This window comes from Actinomadura physcomitrii, from assembly GCF_008923205.2.
Taxonomy (GTDB): Bacteria; Actinomycetota; Actinomycetes; order Streptosporangiales; family Streptosporangiaceae; genus Spirillospora; species Spirillospora physcomitrii.
In genome coordinates, this window is record NZ_WBMS02000027.1 from 1 (window position 1) to 18102 (window position 18102).

At 72.5% G+C, this 18102-nt stretch carries 17 protein-coding genes and 3 pseudogenes; 5 read left to right on the forward strand and 15 right to left on the reverse strand.

Translation table 11 applies throughout. The features are described from left to right. Positions 1–117: 117 nt before the first annotated feature. From leuA to F8568_RS29260, 3 genes are all read right to left on the reverse strand, one after another. Positions 118–1821, reverse strand: coding sequence for a 2-isopropylmalate synthase (gene leuA / locus F8568_RS29250; protein WP_151596920.1), 1704 nt, complete (start codon positions 1819–1821; stop codon positions 118–120). Between the two features lie 245 nt (positions 1822–2066). Beyond that, positions 2067–2843 (reverse strand): dimethylargininase, encoded by a 777-nt coding sequence (ddaH, locus tag F8568_RS29255; RefSeq protein ID WP_151596921.1) that lies wholly within the window; start codon positions 2841–2843, stop codon positions 2067–2069. A 1-nt stretch (position 2844) separates the two neighbouring features. Beyond that, positions 2845–3456: a TerB family tellurite resistance protein gene (locus F8568_RS29260; RefSeq protein ID WP_151596922.1), complete on the reverse strand. Its 612-nt coding sequence runs from the start codon at positions 3454–3456 to the stop codon at positions 2845–2847. Positions 3457–3557: 101 nt separating this feature from the next. Between F8568_RS29260 and F8568_RS29265 the strand changes: the two genes are divergently transcribed. Continuing rightward, positions 3558–4418 carry an ICP22 family protein gene (locus tag F8568_RS29265; RefSeq protein WP_151596923.1) on the forward strand — a complete coding sequence of 287 codons (861 nt, stop codon included), beginning with the start codon at positions 3558–3560 and terminating at the stop codon, positions 4416–4418. Here the strand turns inward: F8568_RS29265 and era are convergent. Then, positions 4409–5323, reverse strand: a complete 915-nt coding sequence (era, locus tag F8568_RS29270; RefSeq protein WP_151597008.1) for a GTPase Era — start codon at positions 5321–5323, stop codon at positions 4409–4411. The two genes, F8568_RS29265 and era, sit on opposite strands and share 10 nt — an antisense overlap. 97 nt (positions 5324–5420) lie before the next feature. Here era and F8568_RS29275 point away from each other — a divergent pair, with 97 nt between their 5' ends. Next, on the forward strand, positions 5421–5753 hold the full coding sequence (locus F8568_RS29275; protein WP_151596924.1) for a cytidine deaminase: 333 nt from the start codon (positions 5421–5423) through the stop codon (positions 5751–5753). Positions 5754–6135: 382 nt separating this feature from the next. Here the strand turns inward: F8568_RS29275 and F8568_RS29280 are convergent, their stop codons facing one another. The 6 genes and pseudogenes from F8568_RS29280 to F8568_RS29295 form a co-directional block, all read right to left on the reverse strand. Then, the gene (locus F8568_RS29280; protein ID WP_202125490.1) at positions 6136–7422 is read right to left on the reverse strand and encodes a hemolysin family protein; all 1287 of its coding nucleotides are present in this window, start codon (positions 7420–7422) and stop codon (positions 6136–6138) included. Next, positions 7422–7898, reverse strand: a complete 477-nt coding sequence (ybeY, locus tag F8568_RS29285; RefSeq protein ID WP_151596925.1) for an rRNA maturation RNase YbeY — start codon at positions 7896–7898, stop codon at positions 7422–7424. The genes F8568_RS29280 and ybeY overlap by 1 nt, the downstream gene beginning before the upstream one ends. After that, positions 7895–8236 (reverse strand): annotated as a pseudogene (locus F8568_RS48725) (PhoH family protein); the annotation flags it as partial. The pseudogene F8568_RS48725 and the gene ybeY, both read right to left, overlap by 4 nt. A gap of 270 nt (positions 8237–8506) precedes the next feature. Beyond that, positions 8507–9325, reverse strand: a pseudogene (locus F8568_RS50650) (LAGLIDADG family homing endonuclease); the annotation flags it as partial. Then, positions 9311–10039, reverse strand: a pseudogene (locus F8568_RS48735) (PhoH family protein); the annotation flags it as partial. The pseudogenes F8568_RS50650 and F8568_RS48735, both read right to left, overlap by 15 nt. Positions 10040–10190: 151 nt before the next feature. Continuing rightward, positions 10191–10535 (reverse strand): histidine triad nucleotide-binding protein, encoded by a 345-nt coding sequence (locus F8568_RS29295; protein ID WP_151596926.1) that lies wholly within the window; start codon positions 10533–10535, stop codon positions 10191–10193. Between the two features lie 299 nt (positions 10536–10834). On the opposite strand from F8568_RS29295, the gene F8568_RS29300 reads away from it, so the two are divergent. Next, complete coding sequence (locus F8568_RS29300) at positions 10835–11422, forward strand: SigE family RNA polymerase sigma factor (protein WP_151538426.1); 588 nt, start codon at positions 10835–10837, stop codon at positions 11420–11422. Continuing rightward, entirely contained in the window at positions 11419–12123 is a 705-nt protein-coding gene (locus tag F8568_RS29305) for a hypothetical protein (protein ID WP_151596927.1), read from the forward strand. Before F8568_RS29300 ends, F8568_RS29305 begins: the two co-directional genes overlap by 4 nt. 62 nt (positions 12124–12185) lie before the next feature. On the opposite strand, the gene F8568_RS29310 is transcribed toward F8568_RS29305, so the two are convergent. The 3 genes from F8568_RS29310 to hrcA all read right to left on the reverse strand — a co-directional run bounded on the left by F8568_RS29310 (position 12186) and on the right by hrcA (position 15157). Further along, positions 12186–12917: a 16S rRNA (uracil(1498)-N(3))-methyltransferase gene (locus F8568_RS29310; RefSeq protein WP_151596928.1), complete on the reverse strand. Its 732-nt coding sequence runs from the start codon at positions 12915–12917 to the stop codon at positions 12186–12188. Between the two features lie 89 nt (positions 12918–13006). Beyond that, positions 13007–14146: a molecular chaperone DnaJ gene (gene dnaJ / locus F8568_RS29315; protein ID WP_151596929.1), complete on the reverse strand. Its 1140-nt coding sequence runs from the start codon at positions 14144–14146 to the stop codon at positions 13007–13009. Then, positions 14147–15157: a heat-inducible transcriptional repressor HrcA gene (hrcA, locus tag F8568_RS29320; protein ID WP_151596930.1), complete on the reverse strand. Its 1011-nt coding sequence runs from the start codon at positions 15155–15157 to the stop codon at positions 14147–14149. Between the two features lie 188 nt (positions 15158–15345). Here hrcA and F8568_RS29325 point away from each other — a divergent pair, with 188 nt between their 5' ends. After that, a complete protein-coding gene (locus F8568_RS29325) occupies positions 15346–16158 on the forward strand; it encodes a DUF3097 domain-containing protein (protein ID WP_151596931.1) in 813 nt (270 codons plus the stop codon). Between the two features lie 233 nt (positions 16159–16391). Here F8568_RS29325 and hemW read toward each other — a convergent pair whose 3' ends face one another. Together hemW and F8568_RS29335 are read right to left on the reverse strand one after the other, a co-directional pair. Then, complete coding sequence (gene hemW, locus F8568_RS29330; RefSeq protein WP_151596932.1) at positions 16392–17600, reverse strand: radical SAM family heme chaperone HemW; 1209 nt, start codon at positions 17598–17600, stop codon at positions 16392–16394. A gap of 30 nt (positions 17601–17630) precedes the next feature. Then, on the reverse strand, positions 17631–18071 hold the full coding sequence (locus F8568_RS29335; RefSeq protein ID WP_151596933.1) for a hypothetical protein: 441 nt from the start codon (positions 18069–18071) through the stop codon (positions 17631–17633). Positions 18072–18102: the final 31 nt, after the last annotated feature.

Genomic DNA, 18102 nt, shown 5'->3' on the forward strand with positions numbered 1-18102 from the left:
CCCGCCCGGCGGTCGGCAGGCTGTTTCGCGCGGAGCTCTTGCGGAGCGGGAAACGGCCTGCCGACCGTGACGGGGGTTCCAGGGGGTCGCCCCCCTGGGAAAACGCAGCCCCCTGGGTCAACCCCTAGCGACCCGGTTGACCGCGGAGAGGATGGCCTTCAGGGAGGCGGTGACGATGTTGCCGTCGATGCCGACGCCCCATACCGTCGTGCCGTTGACGTCGCACTCGACGTATGCGGCGGCGCGCGCGTCGCCGCCCGCGCTCATCGCGTGCTCGGCGTAGTCCAGCACCCGCACGCCGATCCCGACGGACGCGAGCGCGTCCTCGAAGGCCGACACCGGGCCGTTGCCGACGCCCTCGATCTCGCGGATCTCGCCGTCCACCCGGACGTCGCAGCTGAGCACGTCCTTCTCGTCCACCCGGGACGTGGCGCGGTGCGCCAGCAGGCCGACGCGGGGGCCGTTGGCGAGGAACTCCGCCTCGAAGATCTCCCACATCCGCTCGGGCGTGACCTCGCCGCCCTGGTCGTCGGTGTGCTCCTGGACGACCCGGGAGAACTCGATCTGCAGCCGGCGCGGCAGCTCCAGGGAGTGCTCGGTCTTCATGATGTAGGCGACGCCGCCCTTGCCGGACTGGCTGTTGACCCGGATGACGGCCTCGTACGTCCGGCCGACGTCGTGCGGGTCGATCGGCAGGTACGGGACCTCCCAGGTGTAGTCGTCCACCGGCGTCCCGGCGGCCTCGGCGTCCCGCCTGAGGTGGTCGAAGCCCTTGTTGATGGCGTCCTGGTGGGAGCCGGAGAAGGCGGTGTAGACCAGGTCGCCGCCGTAGGGGTGGCGCTCGTGGACGGGCAGCTGGTTGCAGTACTCGACCGTGCGGCGGATCTCGTCGATGTCGGAGAAGTCGATCTGCGGGTCGACGCCCTGGGTGAACAGGTTCAGGCCGAGGGTGACCAGGCACACGTTGCCGGTGCGCTCGCCGTTGCCGAACAGGCAGCCCTCGATGCGGTCGGCGCCCGCCATGTAGCCGAGCTCGGCGGCGGCGACGGCGGTGCCGCGGTCGTTGTGCGGGTGCAGCGACAGCACGACCGAGTCGCGGTGGGCGAGGTTCCGGTTCATCCACTCGATCTGGTCGGCGTAGATGTTCGGGGTGGCCATCTCGACGGTCGCCGGCAGGTTGACGATGACCTTCTTGTCCGGCGTGGGCTTCCACACGTCGTTGACGGCGTTGCAGACCTCGACGGCGTACTCCAGCTCGGTGCCGGTGAACGACTCCGGCGAGTACTCGAAGAAGATCTCGGTGTCGCCCATGTCCTCGGCGAGCTTGGCGCACAGCTTGGCGCCCTCGACCGCGATCGCGGTGATGCCGTCCTTGTCCTGCCCGAACACGACGCGGCGCTGCAGCGTGCTGGTCGAGTTGTACAGGTGGACGATGGCCTGCTTCGCGCCGCGCACCGCCTCGAAGGTCTTCTCGATCAGTTCGGGGCGGGCCTGCGTCAGCACCTGGATCACCACGTCGCCGGGGATCCGGTCCTCGTCGATGATCTGCCGGACGAAGTCGTAGTCGGTCTGGCTGGCCGCTGGGAAGCCGACCTCGATCTCCTTGTAGCCCATCCGTACCAGCAGCTCGAACATCTTGAGCTTGCGGTGCGCGTCCATCGGGTCGATCAGTGCCTGGTTGCCGTCCCGCAGGTCGACCGCGCACCAGCGGGGCGCCTCGGTGATGACCTTGTCCGGCCAGGTCCGGTCCGTCAGCCTGACCGGGGTGAACGGCCGGTAGCGCTGGAACGGCATGCCGGAAGACTGCTGTTGCGGATACATCCGATGTGATCCCTCTGCTCGAACCTCACGGCCGACGTCCATAACGAAGTCCCGCAGCGAGGGAGCCGACCTGGTTACAGGCCCCCGCTGCGGCCGCTAAGGAGGAGCAGCTCACGCAACACGCCTGCCAAGGTAACAGACGACGTCTCGGTTACGGAAACCGACGTCCGCATGCTGAGACAACAGGGGCCTCCGCCGTCTCCTCCAACGGTTCGCGGCACGCCGGGCATTCCCGTCCCGCCCGGTCAGGGGACGAGCACGGACAGGCAGGTCACGCAGCCCTCCAGGGCCTCGAACTCGCTGATGTCGACGCTGGTCACGCGCAGCCCGTCCGCGGCGAACTGCGCGGCGGTGCGCGGCGCGGACGCCGACATCAGCACGTGGTCGGGGCCGAGCAGCACCACGTGCGCGCCCGCCGGCTCCGGGACGACCCTGATGAACGGCAGCACCGAGGTGTCCACCAGCTCCGGCACCCCGATCAGGCTGCCGTCCGGCAGCGCCGTCATCGCCGACTTCAGGTGCAGGCAGCCCCGGGTGTCGACCGGCACCACCCGCCGCCCGCCCAGCAGGTGCGCGAGCTGGCAGATGCCCTCCTCGTTGGTGCGTGCGCCGCGCCCCACGTACACGGTGTCGCCGACGCACAGCACGTCCCCGCCGTCCAGGGTGCCCGGCGCCTTGATCCGCTCCACCCGCAGCCCCAGCTCGCGGACGGCCTGCTCGGTGCCGGACGTCTCGCCGCGCCGCCGCGCCTCCCCGGACCTGCCGAGCACCGCGAGGTCGCCGCAGACCACCACGGTGTCCTCGACGAACACCGCGTCCGGATGGTCGTCGGCGGGCGGCACCGCCCGCACCCGCCGGCCGGACGCCCGCAGCGCCGCGACGTACGCCTCGTGCTGCCGCGCGGCGAGCGCCGTGTCGACCGGGCGCCGTCCGATGTGGGTGACGATCCCCTCGGCGAGCCGCGGCCCCGGCGGCCGCACCAGGGCCGTGCCGGGGTCGGGACGGGCATCGGCGGGGTCCATGTCAGCGGGACGCCCCCTCGGTGGTGACGATCACGCCCAGCGCGTACGCGCGGGACATGCCGAGCAGTTCGGCGACGGCGTGCAGCGCCTGCCGCTCCCCCTCGTCGAGCGGGCCGTCCGCCAGCGCGACGCGGACGGCCTCGGCCAGGAACCACTCCTTGGCCTCCACGGCGAGGTGGGCGCCCGCCCGCTCGACCTCCTGGCCCAGGAACACCGGTGCCACCACCAGGTCGGCGTCGATGGCGTCGTCGTCGTAGTCCGGCTCCCCGTAGCGGGTGACGGTCTCGATCGCGCGGGCGCGGGCCGCCGCGTCCTGCGGCGCGCCCGAGCGCAGCACGAGCGCCGCGGCGGCGCGCATGCCGGCCGGCAGCGCCGCCGCCATCTGCTGCGCGGTCGGCGCCCGCAGCGCGGACACCGGGAAGCGGCCGCGGCACGTGCGGCACTGCACCGCGTGCCCGAGCCGCCACAGCGGGACCAGCGGCACGAAGAACACGCTGAACCAGCGCCGCGCGGCCCGCCTCCGGTAGGCGCGGTCACCGCCGCACTGCGGGCAGTGGAACGTGCCCTCGCCGACCGTGCGGAACACGACCGTCAGCCCGAAAACGAGCAACACCGGGGCTCTCCTCCCAAAACGGACTCGGCTCCAAAGTACCGACCCGGCGGCGCCGACGTGGCCGTCCCGGCGAACCCGGCCGCTCCGTTTACGCTGGGTCCATGACCGGTGACCTGGGTTCCGACGCGGGCCGCGCGCGGCCGCGGCCGTCCTTCCTGCCGCCCGAAGGAGGGCCGCCGGACACGGTGCCCGCCGCGTACGGCCCGCCGCCGGCGCCGCCCGCGGCGGATCCGCGCCGCACCGGGTGGGACTTCGCCGTGATCGCCGCGTCCGCCCTGCTGGTGGTGTCGGCGTTCCTGCCGTGGGCGCACGCCCAGACCGTCATCGACCTGTTCGGCCGGTCCCTCGTCCGCGACCAGGGCAGCGTCGCCGGCATCGACGCCGACAACCTCGTCCTCGCGGTCCCGGTGCTGGCGGTGGTGGCGATCGTGATGGCGTTCTGGAACCTCGTCGCCCGCGACCCGAGGATCGGCGCGCTCGCCGCCGTCCCGGCCATCCTGTCGCTCGTGACCTGCGGCATCTTCGTGCTGCGGCTCGGCCATGTGCCGGACCGCCTGCCGGACTACGGGCTGAACCTCACCTACCAGGTCAGCCTCCGGTACGGCTGGTTCCTGGCGGTCGCGATGAGCCTGCTGCTGGCCGTGTTCAGCCTCGTCCGGCCCGTCTCCGACCGGCTCGCGGCCCGGGACGGGCAGCGGCCGGGCACCGAGCACGAGTACGCCGCCCAGCAGTACGCGGAGCAGCAGCGCTACTGGGCCGAGCAGGGCGCCGCGTGGCCCGAAGAGGCACAGGCCTGGGGCCAGGCCCCCCAGCAGGGGCCGGCCTGGAGCCGTCCCGAGGAGGAGACGCCGCCCTCGAGCCGGCCTGCCGAGGACGCGGAGACCCCGAACGGTGCCCCTGAGAAGGCGGAGGCCCCGGAGCGCGGCGCCGAGGAGGCGCGCCCCAACCCGGGTCAGTCGTAGAAGCCGAGCCGCCGCAGCTGCTTCGGGTCGCGCTGCCAGTCCTTCAGAACACTGACCCGCAGGTCGAGAAAGACCTTGGTGCCGAGCAGCGCCTCGATCTGCCGCCGCGCCGCCGCGCCCACCTCGCGCAGCCGGGCGCCCTTGTGCCCGATGATGATGCCCTTCTGGCTCGGCCGCTCCACGAACAGGTGCGCGTACACGTCGATCAGGTCGTCGCGGCCCTCGCGCGGGTTCACCTCGTCCACGACGACGGCGATCGAGTGCGGCAGCTCGTCGCGGACGCCCTCCAGCGCCGCCTCGCGGATCAGCTCGCCGATGAGGACCTGCTCGGGCTCGTCGGTGAGGTCGCCCTCCGGGTACAGCGGCATGCCCTCCGGCAGCCGCGAGATCAGCAGGTCGCCGACGAGGTCCACCTGGAAGCCGTCCGCCGCCGAGCACGGCACGATGTCGGCGAACTCGCCGAGCCGCCCGACCGCGAGCAGCTGCTCGGCGACCCGCTCGGGCGCGGCCAGGTCGGTCTTGGTGACGATCGCCACGACCGGCGTCCGCTTCACCGCCGCCAGCTCCCGCGCGATGTACTTGTCGCCGGGCCCGACGGGCTGGTCCGCCGGAACACAGAAGCCGATCACGTCGACCTCGGTGAGGGTCGAGCGGACGAGGCTGTCCAGCCGCTCCCCCAGCAGCGTCCGGGGCTTGTGCAGGCCGGGCGTGTCGACGACGACGAGCTGCGCGTCCGGCCGGTGCACGATCCCGCGGATCGCCCGCCGGGTGGTCTGCGGCCGGCTGCTGGTGATCGCCACCTTGGTGCCGACCAGCGCGTTCATCAGCGTCGACTTGCCCACGTTCGGCCGCCCGATGAAGCAGGCGAACCCCGCCCGGTACCCCTCGGGCGCGGCCCCGCCCATCACGTCTGCGCTGCTCGTCACCCCCCAATTGTCGCCCACCCCGGCGACCGTCCGGTCCCGGAGCGCCCTGCGCCCGGCGAACCCGTACGCTGGGGCCGTGAGCGAGCTGAACGCCGAGGACGCGAAGATCATCACCCTGGCCCGGTCCGCCCGGGCGCGCACCGGCGCCGCCGAGGGCGCCGCCGTCCGGGACGAGACGGGCCGCACCTACTCCGCCACGAGCGTGGACCTGCCGTCGCTGAAGCTGTCGGCCCTCAAGGTCGCCGTCGCGATGGCCGTCTCCAGCGGCGCCGAGGACCTCGAGGCCGCCGCCGTCGTCACCGCCGCCGAGACCGCCGACCCCGCCGACGTCGCCGCTGTCCGCGACCTCGGCCCGAAGGCCCCCGTCCTCGTGGCCGCCCCCAACGGCGACCTACGCACCACCACCTGAACACCGCCCCCCGAGCCGCGACGACCAGGTGAGGGTGTGAGACCTCCGCGTCGGCGAGTGTCGAGGCCAAGGTTCGGGCAGCTCGAAGCTCAGCCCGCTCACGGGCAGGCACGCGGAGCGAGCTCTGCGAGCGCAGCGGGCCTGCCCGGCGGTCGGCAGGCTGTTTCGCGCGGAGCGCCAGCGGAGCGGGAAACAGCCTGCCGACCGTGACGGGGTTCCAGGGGGTCGCCCCCCTGGGCAGACACGGGCAGGCCCGCGGAGCGAGCTCTGCGAGCGCAGCGGGCCTGCCCGGCGGTCGGCAGGCTGTTTCGCGCGGAGCGCCAGCGGAGCGGGGAAACAGCCTGTCAGTCGTAACGGGGGTTCCAGGGGGTCGCCCCCTGGGTCAACGCAGCCGGCGGACGAGGACGGTGCCGACGCGGTTGCGGCGGCCGGCGATCGTCTCGGCCTTCAGGGACAGGACGGGGGGCTCGCCGTCGGCGGGGCCGACCTCGGCGGTGGAGCCCTCGATCGGGACGCGGCCGAGGGCGTGCGCGAGCAGGCCGCCGACGGTCTCGACCTCCTCGGCGTCCAGCTCGACGTCGAACAGCTCGGCGAGGTCCTCGACGGGGAGCCGGGCGGTGACGCGGGCGGCGCCGTCGTCGAGCCAGGTCACCGGCGGGATCTCCCGGTCGTACTCGTCGGTGATCTCCCCGACGATCTCCTCCAGGATGTCCTCGATGGTGACGAGGCCGGCGGTGCCGCCGTACTCGTCGATCACCACGGCGAGGTGGATCTGGCGAGCCTGCATCTCGCGGAGCAGCTCGTCGATCGGCTTGCTGTCCGGGACGTACGTCGCGTCCCGCATGATCGAGCCGACGGTCTCGACCGCCTCGCCGGCCGGGTTCTCCTGGCTGCGGCGGACGACGTCCTTGAGGTAGGCGATGCCGACGACGTCGTCCTCGTTCTCGCCGACGACGGGGATGCGGGAGAAGCCGCTGCGCAGGGCGAGGGACATCGCCTGCCGCAGCGTCTTGCCGCGCTCGATGAACACGATGTCGGTGCGGGGCACCATCACCTCGCGGACGAGGGTGTCGCCCAGCTCGAACACCGAGTGGATCATCTGCCGCTCGTCGGGCTCGATCAGGCTGCGCTGCTCGGCGAGGTCGACGAGGTCGCGCAGTTCGGCCTCGGACGCGAAGGGGCCCTCGCGGAAGCCGCGGCCGGGGGTGAGGGCGTTGCCGAGCGCGATCAGCAGCCGCGGCAGCGGCCCGAGCACCCGGGTGACCGGGTGGATCACGGCGGCGCCGGCGAGCGCGATGCGGCCGGCGTGCTGGATGCCGAGCGTGCGCGGGCCCACCCCGATCACGACGTAGCTGACCACGATCATGATCGCGGCGGCGACGACGTAGGCGCGCCACGTCTCGTCCAGCCAGGAGATGCACAGGTCCGCGACGATCACGGTGGCGACGAGCTCGCAGCCGATCCGCAGCAGCAGGACCATGTTGACGTAGCGGGCCGGGTCGGCGACGACCTCGGCGAGCTTGCCGGCGCCGCGCCGGTTCTCCCGGACGAGCTCCTCGACGGTGACCCGCGAGACGCGGGCGAGCGCGGTCTCCGCGCCGGCCAGCAGGCCCGCCATCAGGACCAGGCCCACCGCCAGGGCGGACAGCCACCCCTGGGCGGTGCTCATCAGCGGCCGCGTTCCTCCCGCCAGGAGGCGAGCAGGCCGGCCTGCAGGCCGAACATCTCCCTGTGCTCCTCCGGCTCGGCGTGGTCGTAGCCGAGGAGGTGCAGGATGCCGTGCGTGCACAGCAGTTCCAGCTCGTCCTCGGTGGCGTGGCCCGCCTCCTTGGCCTGCCGCTCGGCGACCGACGGGCACAGCACGACGTCGCCGAGCAGGCTCGGGTCGGTCTCGCCGTCCTCGTCGGCGCCGCCGGACATGTGGCCGGGGCGCAGCTCGTCCATCGGGAACGACAGCACGTCGGTGGGGCCGGGCTCGTCCATCCACTTCTCGTGCAGCTCGGTCATCGCGGCCTCGTCGACGAACAGGATCGACAGCTCCGCGAGGGGGTGCACGCGCAGGCCGTCGAGGACGTGCCGGGCGAGGGCGGCGATGCCCTTCTCGTCGACCGCGGCGCCCGACTCGTTCAGCACCTCGATGCTCACTGCCGCCCCCGCTTGCGCGGCGCGCCGCGGCCGTTCTGCTTGAACTCCGGCACCCGCGACTCGTCGTACCGGTTGTAGGCGTCGACGATGTCGGTCACCAGCTTGTGCCGGACGACGTCGCGGCTGTCGAGCCGGGAGAAGTGGATGTCCTCGACGCCCTCCAGGATGTCCTGGACGACGCGGAGCCCGCTCAGCTGCCCGTTCGGCAGGTCGACCTGGGTGACGTCGCCGGTCACCACGACCTTCGAGCCGAAGCCGAGCCGGGTGAGGAACATCTTCATCTGCTCGGGCGAGGTGTTCTGTGCCTCGTCGAGAATGATGAACGAGTCGTTCAGCGTGTTGTGGGTCAGAAGGAAGTCCTCCGTGACGTACAGGGAGTCCGACGCGGCGACCTGGATGCAGACCGCCTCGGCGGTGCCCTCCAGCTCGATCGAGTCGATGAACCGCATCGGCCGTTCACCACCCGCCGCGCGGTACTTCTCAAGCTTTCGGCCGAGGCGGAACGGGACGACGTCTGGCGGCAACCTGAGATCGAGAACGTAGGCATCGTGCCGATGATGAACGTCACGCCCCTTGGCCCGGCCTGGCGGCCGGCCCTCCGCCGGGCGGGTTCGGTGGTAGGCGACGCCGCCCAGCGACCGGACGAGGAACAGGACGTCATCACGTAGACGACGGGATGTGGTCGCGTAGTGGATGCGACACGTTCGTGCGTCCTGTGTCACAGGACCGCCGTCAGAGTCGAGCAGTCCCTGCAGAACGGCAAGCCTGACCGCATCGGTGTTATGGAGGTACAACTCCGGAACGAACTTACTCGGGGCCTTCTTGCCCCAAAGGCCGAGGCCGACCATGATCGTCTTGATGGGGTGTTCGAGGACGGCGACTGCTCCTGGGTGCGTCACTCGCCTCAAGTCGTAATCGAATTCGCTCCTCTTGTGGATCTCAAGCCCAGGCAGGAGCCGCACGAGAGCATCGGCAAGTTCCGGATCACCCGTTGTAAAGCTCGGGAAGCTCTTCCCCGTCACGCACCCATCACCGAGCATCAGACCAAGCGCATAGGGGTCCATCGGCAAGTCACGGGGTGGGAAAGCCACTGGCCGGCTTAGCAGCGGAAGCTCGTACCGATGGTAGTGAGCTGCTCGTAGGTTCCCGATCATTTCCCGGGTCGTGAGGATCCGGCGAGGCTTCCCTCGACGGCGGTCATCTCTTGTCGACACAGCCCAGAGGTGATCGGCAGAGGCAAGGGTGGACGCCCCGTCCTGGGTCGAGACGCGGAAGATCTCCTTCTCACCCTGCGGATAGACGCCGAGCACAGGGGTGGGTTCACCATTCGAACCGATAACCAGGTCTCCAACGGCCAACTCCCCGATCGGCCGGAAACCCGAAGGAGTCAGAACCTTGGTGAAAGTTGGCTGGCTCCTCCCGCGCATGTACGCCAGGGGGGCCACCTCGATGGTGCCGGCGGCCATCAGGCGCGGGATCGAGTCGGGGTCGACCATGTCGTGCAGCGCGTCGTACAGCGGCCGCAGGTACGGGTCGATCTTCTCGTAGAGCGTTCCGGGCAGGAAGCCGAGCCGCTCGCCCGCCTCGACCGCCGGGCGCGTGAGGATGATCCGGTTGACCTTCTTGTCCTGCAGCGCGCGGACGGCCTTGGCCATCGCCAGGTAGGTCTTGCCGGTGCCCGCCGGGCCGATGCCGAACACGATCGTGTGCTTGTCGATCGCGTCGACGTAGCGGCGCTGGTTCAGCGTCTTCGGGCGGATGGTGCGGCCCCGGCTGGACAGCACGTCCAGGGTGAGGACCTCCGCCGGGCGCTCGCCGCCCTCGCCGCGCAGCATCGCCAGGCTGCGCTCGACCGCGTCGGGCGTGAGCTGGGTGCCGTTCTTCAGCAGCTCCAGCATCTCGGTGAACAGCCGGGACGCGAGGTCGGTCTCGCTGTCCGTGCCGGTCACGGTGATCTCGTTGCCGCGGACGTGCACGTCGACGGCGCTGCCGAACGCGCGCTCGACGGCGTGCAGCAGCTCGTCCCGGGAGCCGAGAAGGCTCACCATCGAATGGTCGTCCGGCACCACGATCTTGATCTGGGAGCGCGCGCCGTCGTCACGCCCCGTCCGAGTTGACCTCGTGTGAGTTGATTCGACCATCAGCCGGGCCTTGCGGCCTCTCCGACCTGCCTTCTGTTCGCTCCGGGTGTCCTGGGTTGCGTTTCCATGGTACTGGGCGGCCCCGACGGAACGCCGCCGCTTTTCCCCGCACCCGATCCCGCGTCGCCCGGGGCGGCCGGCCCCGGAACGGTCAGCCGGGCGGCCAGTTCAGGCCACGCCCGCCGAGCACGTGCGCGTGCACGTGGAAAACGGTCTGGCCTGCCTGCGCGCCGGTGTTGAAGACGATCCGGTAGCCGGTGCCGTCGACGCCCTCGTCCGCGGCGACCCGGTGCGCCTCGCCGAGGACCTCGGCCAGCAGCTCCGGGTCGGCGGCGGCCAGCTCGGCGGCCGTCGGGTGGTGGTCCTTGGGGATGACCAGCACGTGCGTGGGCGCCTGCGGGTTGATGTCGCGGAACGCGAGCACGCGCGCGGAGTCCCGGACGACCTTGGCGGGCACGTCCCCCGAAACGATCTTGCAGAACAGGCAGTCGGTCATCTGTCTCCCCTCACGGCGGCCGGAACCGCGTTCCGAGATCCTATCGAGACCGGTGCGGGATGGTCCGCGGCGCCCCATGATCGCTAAGGTTTCCGGCGTCGATCTCCGGTTGTCGAGCCGCATTCCGACCGGCCACTGGTTAAGGTTGTCAACTCAGGGCGTACCCCCCGTTCCGAGGGCGTTGCCGCGTCTTCGCGCGGGTGGGGCACACCCGGTTCGATGCCGGTCCGCGAGGCCCGTCCGAAAGGCGGCCGAAGGACGGTGAAGGCGGCGGATAGGTGACCGAGGTCCTCAAGAACATGCCCTTTCGTAAACCCAACGGCGAGGGTGCGCGTCCCACTGACGTGACCGAGACCCTCGTGGCCAGGGGAACGGCGGGGGCCGTGGCCGTCGCCTGGGACGCCGATCAGGCGGTGACCGCGCTCTACAGCGCCAACTACCGCTCGCTCGTGCGTCTCGCCGCCATGCTCGTGCGCGACTCCGGGACGGCCGAAGAGGTCGTGCAGGACGCGTTCGTGGCGATGCACGGCGGCTGGCGCCGCCTGCGCGACCCCGACAAGGCCCTGTCGTACCTGCGCCAGTCCGTGGTCAACCGGTCGCGATCGGTGCTCCGGCACCGCGCCGTCGTCGAGAAGTACGCCCCGAAGGGGCTGCCGGACGCGCCGAGCGCGGAGGCCGGGGCGATCGGCGAACTGGAACGCTCGGCGGTGATCGACGCGCTCTCCCGGCTCCCCGCACGCCAGCGGGAGGCGCTCGTCCTGCGCTACTACGCCGATCTGTCCGAAGCGGAGATCGCCAACGCGATGGGGATCTCCCGAGGCGCCGTGAAGAGCCATACGGCGCGCGGCATGACCGCGCTACGCAACGTCCTGGAGCAGTTCTCATGACCACCGACCCCCACGACGAGCACGGCGAGATCCTCCGCCGCGCCCTGCACGCGGAGGCGGACTCGGTCACACCCGCCGACGACGGCCTGGAGCGCATCCGGGCCCGGATCGCCGACCCGCGCCGCCGGCGCTGGTTCGGCCTGGAACGGTTCGGCACCGCCTGGTACGGGCTGGACCGGTTCGCCCTGACCTGGGCGAGACCCGCGCTCGCCGTGGCCGCCGCCGTGGCGATCGCCGGGCTCGGCGTGACCGCGCCCCAGACGATCGACCTGATCCAGCAGTCGGTCGGCAACAACGGGCCCTCCAGCGGCGGCCACGGTGATCACACCGGCGACCACGTCGACTCGCAGGGCCGCCCGCTGCAGCCGGGGTCGCCGACGCCGTCGCAGCTCGGCACGTCGGGTTCGGCGTCCACGTCGGCGTCCCCGTCCTCGTCGGCGTCGTCCAGCCCCACGCCGTGCGGATCCGCCGGTGCCGGCGGCACGGAGTCGACCGCGTCGTCCGGGGCGGCGAAGAAGGCGGCGAAGGCCTCGGCCTCGCCGTGCCCGAGCGGCAGCCCGACCACGAGCCCGACGCCGACGCAGACCCCGACGACGCCAACGCCGACGGCGCCAACGCAGCCGACCGAGCAGCCGACGCCGCCCGCGACGAGCGCTCCCGCCACCACCGCGGAGCAGGGCGCCGGCGCCTCCGCGCCCTAGCCCGCCGCAGACGCCCGCCAGGGCCGCCGTGGGCGGGTCATCGCCTCATCGGCGCGGGCGGGTCACCAGCGGCCCGTGGCGGCCAGCAGCACCGACGCGGCGGCCACTCCGGCCGTCGAGGTCCGCAGCACGGTCGGGCCGAGCCGGGTGAGGTGCCCGCCCGCCGCCGCGAACCGCTCCAGCTCCTCGCCGGCGATCCCGCCCTCCGGGCCGACCACCAGCACGATGTCCCCGTCCGCGGGCGGCCGGACGGCGCTCAGCGGCTCCTCTGCGTCCTCGTGCAGGACGAGCGCCAGCGACGCGACCGCGATCCGGCCGGCGACGTCGCCGGTGGACGCGAGGTCCGGCACGTCCGGCAGCCGGCTGCGGCGCGCCTGCTTCGCCGCCTCGCGGGCGGCGTTCCGCCACCGCCCGAGGGCCTTCTCGCGGCGCTCCGGGCGCCACTGCGTCACACACCGCGCCGCCGCCCACGGGACGATCTCGTCGACGCCGGCCTCGGTCATCGTCTCCACGGCCAGCTCGCCCCGGTCGCCCTTCGGCAGCGCCTGCACGACCACGAGCCGCGGCGCGGGCGCCGGATCCGTGCGGCGGGCCAGCACGTCCAGCGTCAGGGACGCCTTGCCGGCCGCCGCGACGACGCACTCGGCGAGCAGCCCGGCGCCGTCGGTCAGGTCGACGCGCTCGCCGGGCCGCAGCCGCCGCACGGTCGCCGCGTGCCGGCCCTCGGCGCCGTCCAGGACGACCCGGTCGGCGCGCAGCCGGCCCGGGTCGGCGAGGAACACCGGCGGACTCATCGCCCTCCCCCCGGACCGCCGCCGGCGGGCCCGTCCGAGGCCGGCGGCGTGCCGTCGCGGCCCTCGCGGTAGGCCGCCGCGGCGGCTCTTCAGTGCTGGTTGAACACGTCCCGCAGGCGGGAGAACATGCCGCGCTGCCCCGGCGCGAACTTGCCGGGCGGGCGCTCCTCGCCGCGCAGCGCGGCGAGCCGGCGCAGCAGCTCCTCCTGCTCCTCGTCGAGCTTGCCCGGCGTCTCCACGTTCACGTGGATCATCAGGTCGCCGCGGCCGCTCTCGTTGAGGTGCCGCACGCCCCGGTTGTAGAGCGTGATCACCTGGCCGGACTGGGTGCCGGGCTTGATGTCGACCTCCTCGGCGGCGTCCAGCGTCTCGATGGTGACGCTGGTGCCGAGCGCGGCGGCCGTCATCGGGATCTCGACCGTGCAGTGCAGGTCGTCGCCCTCCCGCTCGAAGATCGGGTGCGGCTTCTCGGCGATCTCCAGGAACAGGTCGCCGGGCGGGCCGCCGCCGGGCCCGACCTCGCCCTCGCCGGCCAGCTGGATGTGGATGCCGTTCTCCACGCCCGCCGGGATCTTGACCTTGACGGTGCGCCGGGTGCGGACCCGGCCGTCGCCCGAGCACTCGGTGCACGGGTGCCGGATCACCGAGCCGAACCCGCCGCAGGCGGGGCACGGCCGGGCCGTCATCACCTGGCCGAGGAACGAGCGTTGCACCTGCTGCACCTCGCCGCGGCCGTGGCAGGTCTCGCACGTCTCCGGGTGGGTGCCGGGCGCGCAGCCCGTCCCCTCGCAGGTCGTGCAGGCGACCGCGGTGTCGATGGACAGCTCGCGGGTCGTGCCGAACGCGGTCTCCGCCAGGTCCAGCTCGACGCGCAGCGTCGCGTTCCGGCCCCGGCGCGCGCGCGAACGGGGGCCGCGGGACGTCGCGGTGCCGAAGAAGGCGTCCATGATGTCGCTGAACGGGAACCCGGCGCCGCCGAACCCGCCCGCGCCCGCGCCCGCGCCGCCGCCCGGCGCGAACGGATCCGCGCCGAGGTCGTACATCTCGCGCTTCTTGGGGTCGGAGAGCACCTCGTAGGCCTGGGTGATCTCCTTGAACTTCTCCTGCGTCTCCGGGTCCGGGTTGACGTCCGGGTGCAGCTCGCGCGCGAGCCGCCGGTACGCCTTCTTGACCTCGTCGGCGCTGGCGTCCCGGCGGACGCCGAGGGTCGCGTAGTAGTCGTTGGCCACTTACGACCCCGCCAGGATCTGTCCCACGTAGCGTGCCACTGCCCGTACCGCTCCCATCGTGCCGGGGTAATCCATGCGTGTCGGCCCGAGTACGCCCAGCCGGGCCAGTGTGAGGTCGCCGACGCCGTAGTCGGCTGCGACGACCGAGGTCGAACGGAGCCCCTCATCGGGGTTCTCGGTGCCGATCCGCACCGTAAGAGTAGAGGAGTCGCCGGTCTCGCCGAGCAGCCGCATGAGGACCACCTGCTCCTCCAGGGCCACCAGCACCTCCCGCAGGCTCTGCGAGAAGTCGACGGCGGCCAGGTTCGCCGCACCCGCGAAAACGATCTTCTCCTCGTGGTTCTCGACGAGGGTCTCCAGCAGGACCGACAGGACCGCGGCGGCCACCGGCCGCTCGTCCGGGCCCACCTTGTCCGGCAGGTCCGCCACGGCGGACGGCACGTCGCCGAAGCCCAGCCCGTCCAGGCACGTATTGAGCAACGCCCGCAGGTGCCCCACGGATTCCTCGGAGATCTTCCCCGTCTCGATGACGCGCTGCTCCACCCGCCCGGTGTTGGTGATCAGCACCAGCAGCAGCCGGCCCTCGGCGACCGGGACCAGCTCGACGTGCCGCACCGACGAGCGGGTCAGCGACGGGTACTGCACGACCGCCACCTGCCGGGTGAGCTGCGCGAGCAGCCGGACGGTGCGGCCGACGATGTCGTCGAGGTCGTACGCGCCCGACAGGAACGTCTCGATCGCCCGGCGTTCGGCGATCGACAGCGGCTTGATCGTCGACAGCCGGTCGACGAACAGCCGGTACCCCTTGTCGGTGGGGACCCGCCCGGCGCTGGTGTGCGGCTGGGCGATGTACCCCTGCTCCTCCAGCACCGCCATGTCGTTGCGGATGGTGGCCGAGGACACGCCGAGGTTGTGGCGGTCCACGAGCGCCTTGGAGCCCACCGGCTCGTTGGTGGAGACGTAGTCCTCGACTATGGCGCGCAGCACCGCGAGCTTCCGGTCGTCCAGCACCCGGTCACCTCCTTCTCCGCCTTCCACAGGTCCTCACGTCCAGATATACCGCCGACAAGGCCTTGCTGGCACTCCGTAGTTCCGAGTGCCAAGTGTACGGCCCGCAGGGGACGTTCCGGAGGCCCCGGCCAGGCCGCCGGCCCGCGCGCGGCTGCGCGATCCTATCCCGGCCGTTAGTGTGCGGAACCGTGCGGAGCAAGAACTACGGAGACGACGTCCTCGCCGGCGACTGGCGCCGCCCCCGCAAGGGGCGGATCCCGGAGGTCCCGGCCGAACCCGGCCTGGTCGCCGAGGATCCCGACAGCGGCTTCTGCGGAGCCGTCGTCGGCTGCGACAAGTTCGGCGTCACGCTGGAGGACCGGTTCGGCAAGCGCCGCGTGTTCCCGCTGACCAAGGCCGGCTTCCTCATCGACGGCAAGCCGGTCACCCTCGTCCGGCCCGCCGCCGCGCCCGCCGCCCCCGCCCGCTCGGCCTCCGGGTCCATCGCCGTCCAGGGGCTGCGCGCGCGGGTCGCCAAGGAGAGCCGCATCTACGTCGAGGGCGTCCACGACGCCGAGCTGGTCGAGAAGATCTGGGGCCACGACCTGCGCGTCGAGGGCGTCGTCGTCGAGTACCTCGAAGGCGTGGACGACCTGCCCGCGATCGTCGAGGAGTTCGCGCCCGAGGAGGGCCGCCGCCTCGGCGTGCTCGTCGACCACCTCGTGGAGGGCTCCAAGGAGAGCCGGATCGCCGCGCGGGTGTCGTCCCCGCACGTCCTCGTGACCGGCCACCCGTTCATCGACATCTGGGAGGCCGTGAAGCCCGCCGCCGTCGGCATCCCCGCCTGGCCCCGCGTCCCCCGCGGCGTCCCCTGGAAGGAGGGCGTCGTCGAGGCCCTCGGCTGGGACTGCGAGACCGGCGCGGCCTGGAAGCGCATCCTCGGCTCCGTCACCACCTACACCGACCTCGAACCGGCCCTCCTCGGCCGCGTCGAAGAACTGATCGACTTCGTGACGTGTTAGCCCAGGGGGCGACCCCCTGGAACCCCCGTCACGACGGACGGGCTGTTTCCCGCTCCGCTAGAGCTCCGCGCGAAACAGCCCGTCCGTCGCCGGGCAGGCCCGCTGCGCTCGCTGCACTCGCTCCGCGTGCCTGCCCGTGGCGGGGGCTGAGGTCCGGGCCGCCGGGGCTGAGGTTCGACCTGCCGGGGCTGGGGTTCGATCTGCCGGGGCTGGAGGGCGGGCCCTTGGGGTGGTCAGGTTAGGTCTCGGGTTACGGCGTCGGCCAGGAGGCGGCCTCGGCGGGTGAGGACGGCGCGGCCGCGGTCGTGGGCGGCCGGGTCGATGAGGCCGTCGGCGACGGCGCGGCGGACGGCGGCGTCGTCCAGGAGGTCGGCGGGGCAGCCGTTCGCGAGGCGGAGCTCGAGCATGATCCGCTCGATGCGGCGGTCGGCGGCGTCGAGGACCTCGCGCGCGTACGCGGGGGTGGTGCCCTCGACGAGGCGCGCGGCGTAGGCCGCGGGGTGCTTGACGTTCCACCAGCGGGTTCCGCCGACGTGGCTGTGCGCGCCGGGGCCGACGCCCCACCAGTCCGCGCCCGTCCAGTACAGGAGGTTGTGGCGGCAGGCCGCCCCGGGCGACGAGGCCCAGTTGGAGATCTCGTACCAGTTCAGGCCGTGCGCGCTGAGGAGCTCGTCGGCGATCAGGTAGCGGTCGGCCATGGCGTCGTCGTCGGGGGCGGCGAGTTCGCCGCGCCGCACCTGCGCGGCCAGGCGGGTGCCCTCCTCGACGATCAGCGCGTACGCGGACACGTGGTCGGGCTCGCAGGCGAGGGCGGCCTCCAGGGACGCGCGCCAGTCGTCGTCGGTCTCCCCCGGCGTCCCGTAGATGAGGTCGAGGTTGACGTGCTCGAATCCCGCCTTGCGCGTCCACTCGACGACCTGGGGGACGCGGCCCGGCGTGTGCGTCCGCTCCAGGACGGCGAGGACGTGCTCGCGCGCGCTCTGCATGCCGTAGGAGACACGCGTGAAACCGACCTCGCGGAGCTTCGCGATGTAGGCCTCGTCCACCGATTCGGGGTTGGCCTCGGTGGTGATCTCGGCGCCCGGGGCGAGGCCGAACTCGGCGTCGATGGCCGCGAGGACGCGTCCGAGGTCGTCGGGCGCGAGGAGGGTCGGTGTGCCGCCGCCCACGAAGACCGTCTGGACGGGGAGGTCCGCGTCGCCGAGCACCCTGCGGGCCATCCGGACCTCGGCGACGGCGGTGTCGGCGTAGGAGTCGCGGCTCGCGCCCGGGCCGAGCTCGGTGGCGGTGTAGGTGTTGAAGTCGCAGTACCCGCACCGGGTCACGCAGAAGGGCACGTGCACGTAGAACGCGAAGGGGCGTGCGCCCAGGCCTTCCAGCGCGCTGCCGGGCAGCGCGCCGTCGGCGGGTACGGGGTCGCCGTCGGGCAGTGTGGAGGGCACGCCTCCAGTCTGCCGTCCGCGGCGGACTGGTCAGGCCTCGTCGAGCTTGCGGCGGAGCCAGGCGGGGATGTGCGCGTCGCTGCGGGGGAAGCGGTCGAGGTCCAGGGCGTAGGCGGACGGCGTCAGCGGCGGCGTGAACTCGGGCTCGCCGTCGTAGTCGAACTCGGCGCTGTACCGGCCGGAGCGCTCGACCTCCAGCCGGGCGGTGAACCAGGCGCCTTTGCCGCGCCGGTACATCACCCGGCGCAGCTCGTCCATCTTGCCGACGGCCTGGCCCGGCGGCGTCGCCTTGCGGCGCTCGCCCGCGGCGTCCTCCACCTCGAAGGACGCGCTGTCGATGCCGACGGTGGCGCGGAACTCAAAGCCGAGCCGCGCCCAGTCCGGCGGCGCGGCCGAGCGCAGGGCGCGCACGGCGCCGTTCACGGTCTCCCGCTCCCGCTGGGAGCGCAGGACCTGCTCGGAGTGGGTCACGCTCGAACCTCCGGTCCCGTCGACGCACTGC

Bases quoted from the DNA above. Each gene is read 5' to 3' on its own strand.
- F8568_RS29265 (WP_151596923.1), top strand. From the start codon at position 3,558: ATGACCGGTGACCTGGGTTCCGACGCGGGCCGCGCGCGGCCGCGGCCG.
- leuA (WP_151596920.1), bottom strand. From the start codon at position 1,821: ATGTATCCGCAACAGCAGTCTTCCGGCATGCCGTTCCAGCGCTACCGG.
- F8568_RS29295 (WP_151596926.1), bottom strand. From the start codon at position 10,535: ATGACCGACTGCCTGTTCTGCAAGATCGTTTCGGGGGACGTGCCCGCC.
- F8568_RS29300 (WP_151538426.1), top strand. From the start codon at position 10,835: ATGCCCTTTCGTAAACCCAACGGCGAGGGTGCGCGTCCCACTGACGTG.
- ddaH (WP_151596921.1), bottom strand. From the start codon at position 2,843: ATGGACCCCGCCGATGCCCGTCCCGACCCCGGCACGGCCCTGGTGCGG.
- F8568_RS29310 (WP_151596928.1), bottom strand. From the start codon at position 12,917: ATGAGTCCGCCGGTGTTCCTCGCCGACCCGGGCCGGCTGCGCGCCGAC.
- F8568_RS29280 (WP_202125490.1), bottom strand. From the start codon at position 7,422: ATGAGCACCGCCCAGGGGTGGCTGTCCGCCCTGGCGGTGGGCCTGGTC.
- era (WP_151597008.1), bottom strand. From the start codon at position 5,323: ATGGGCGGGGCCGCGCCCGAGGGGTACCGGGCGGGGTTCGCCTGCTTC.
- F8568_RS29305 (WP_151596927.1), top strand. From the start codon at position 11,419: ATGACCACCGACCCCCACGACGAGCACGGCGAGATCCTCCGCCGCGCC.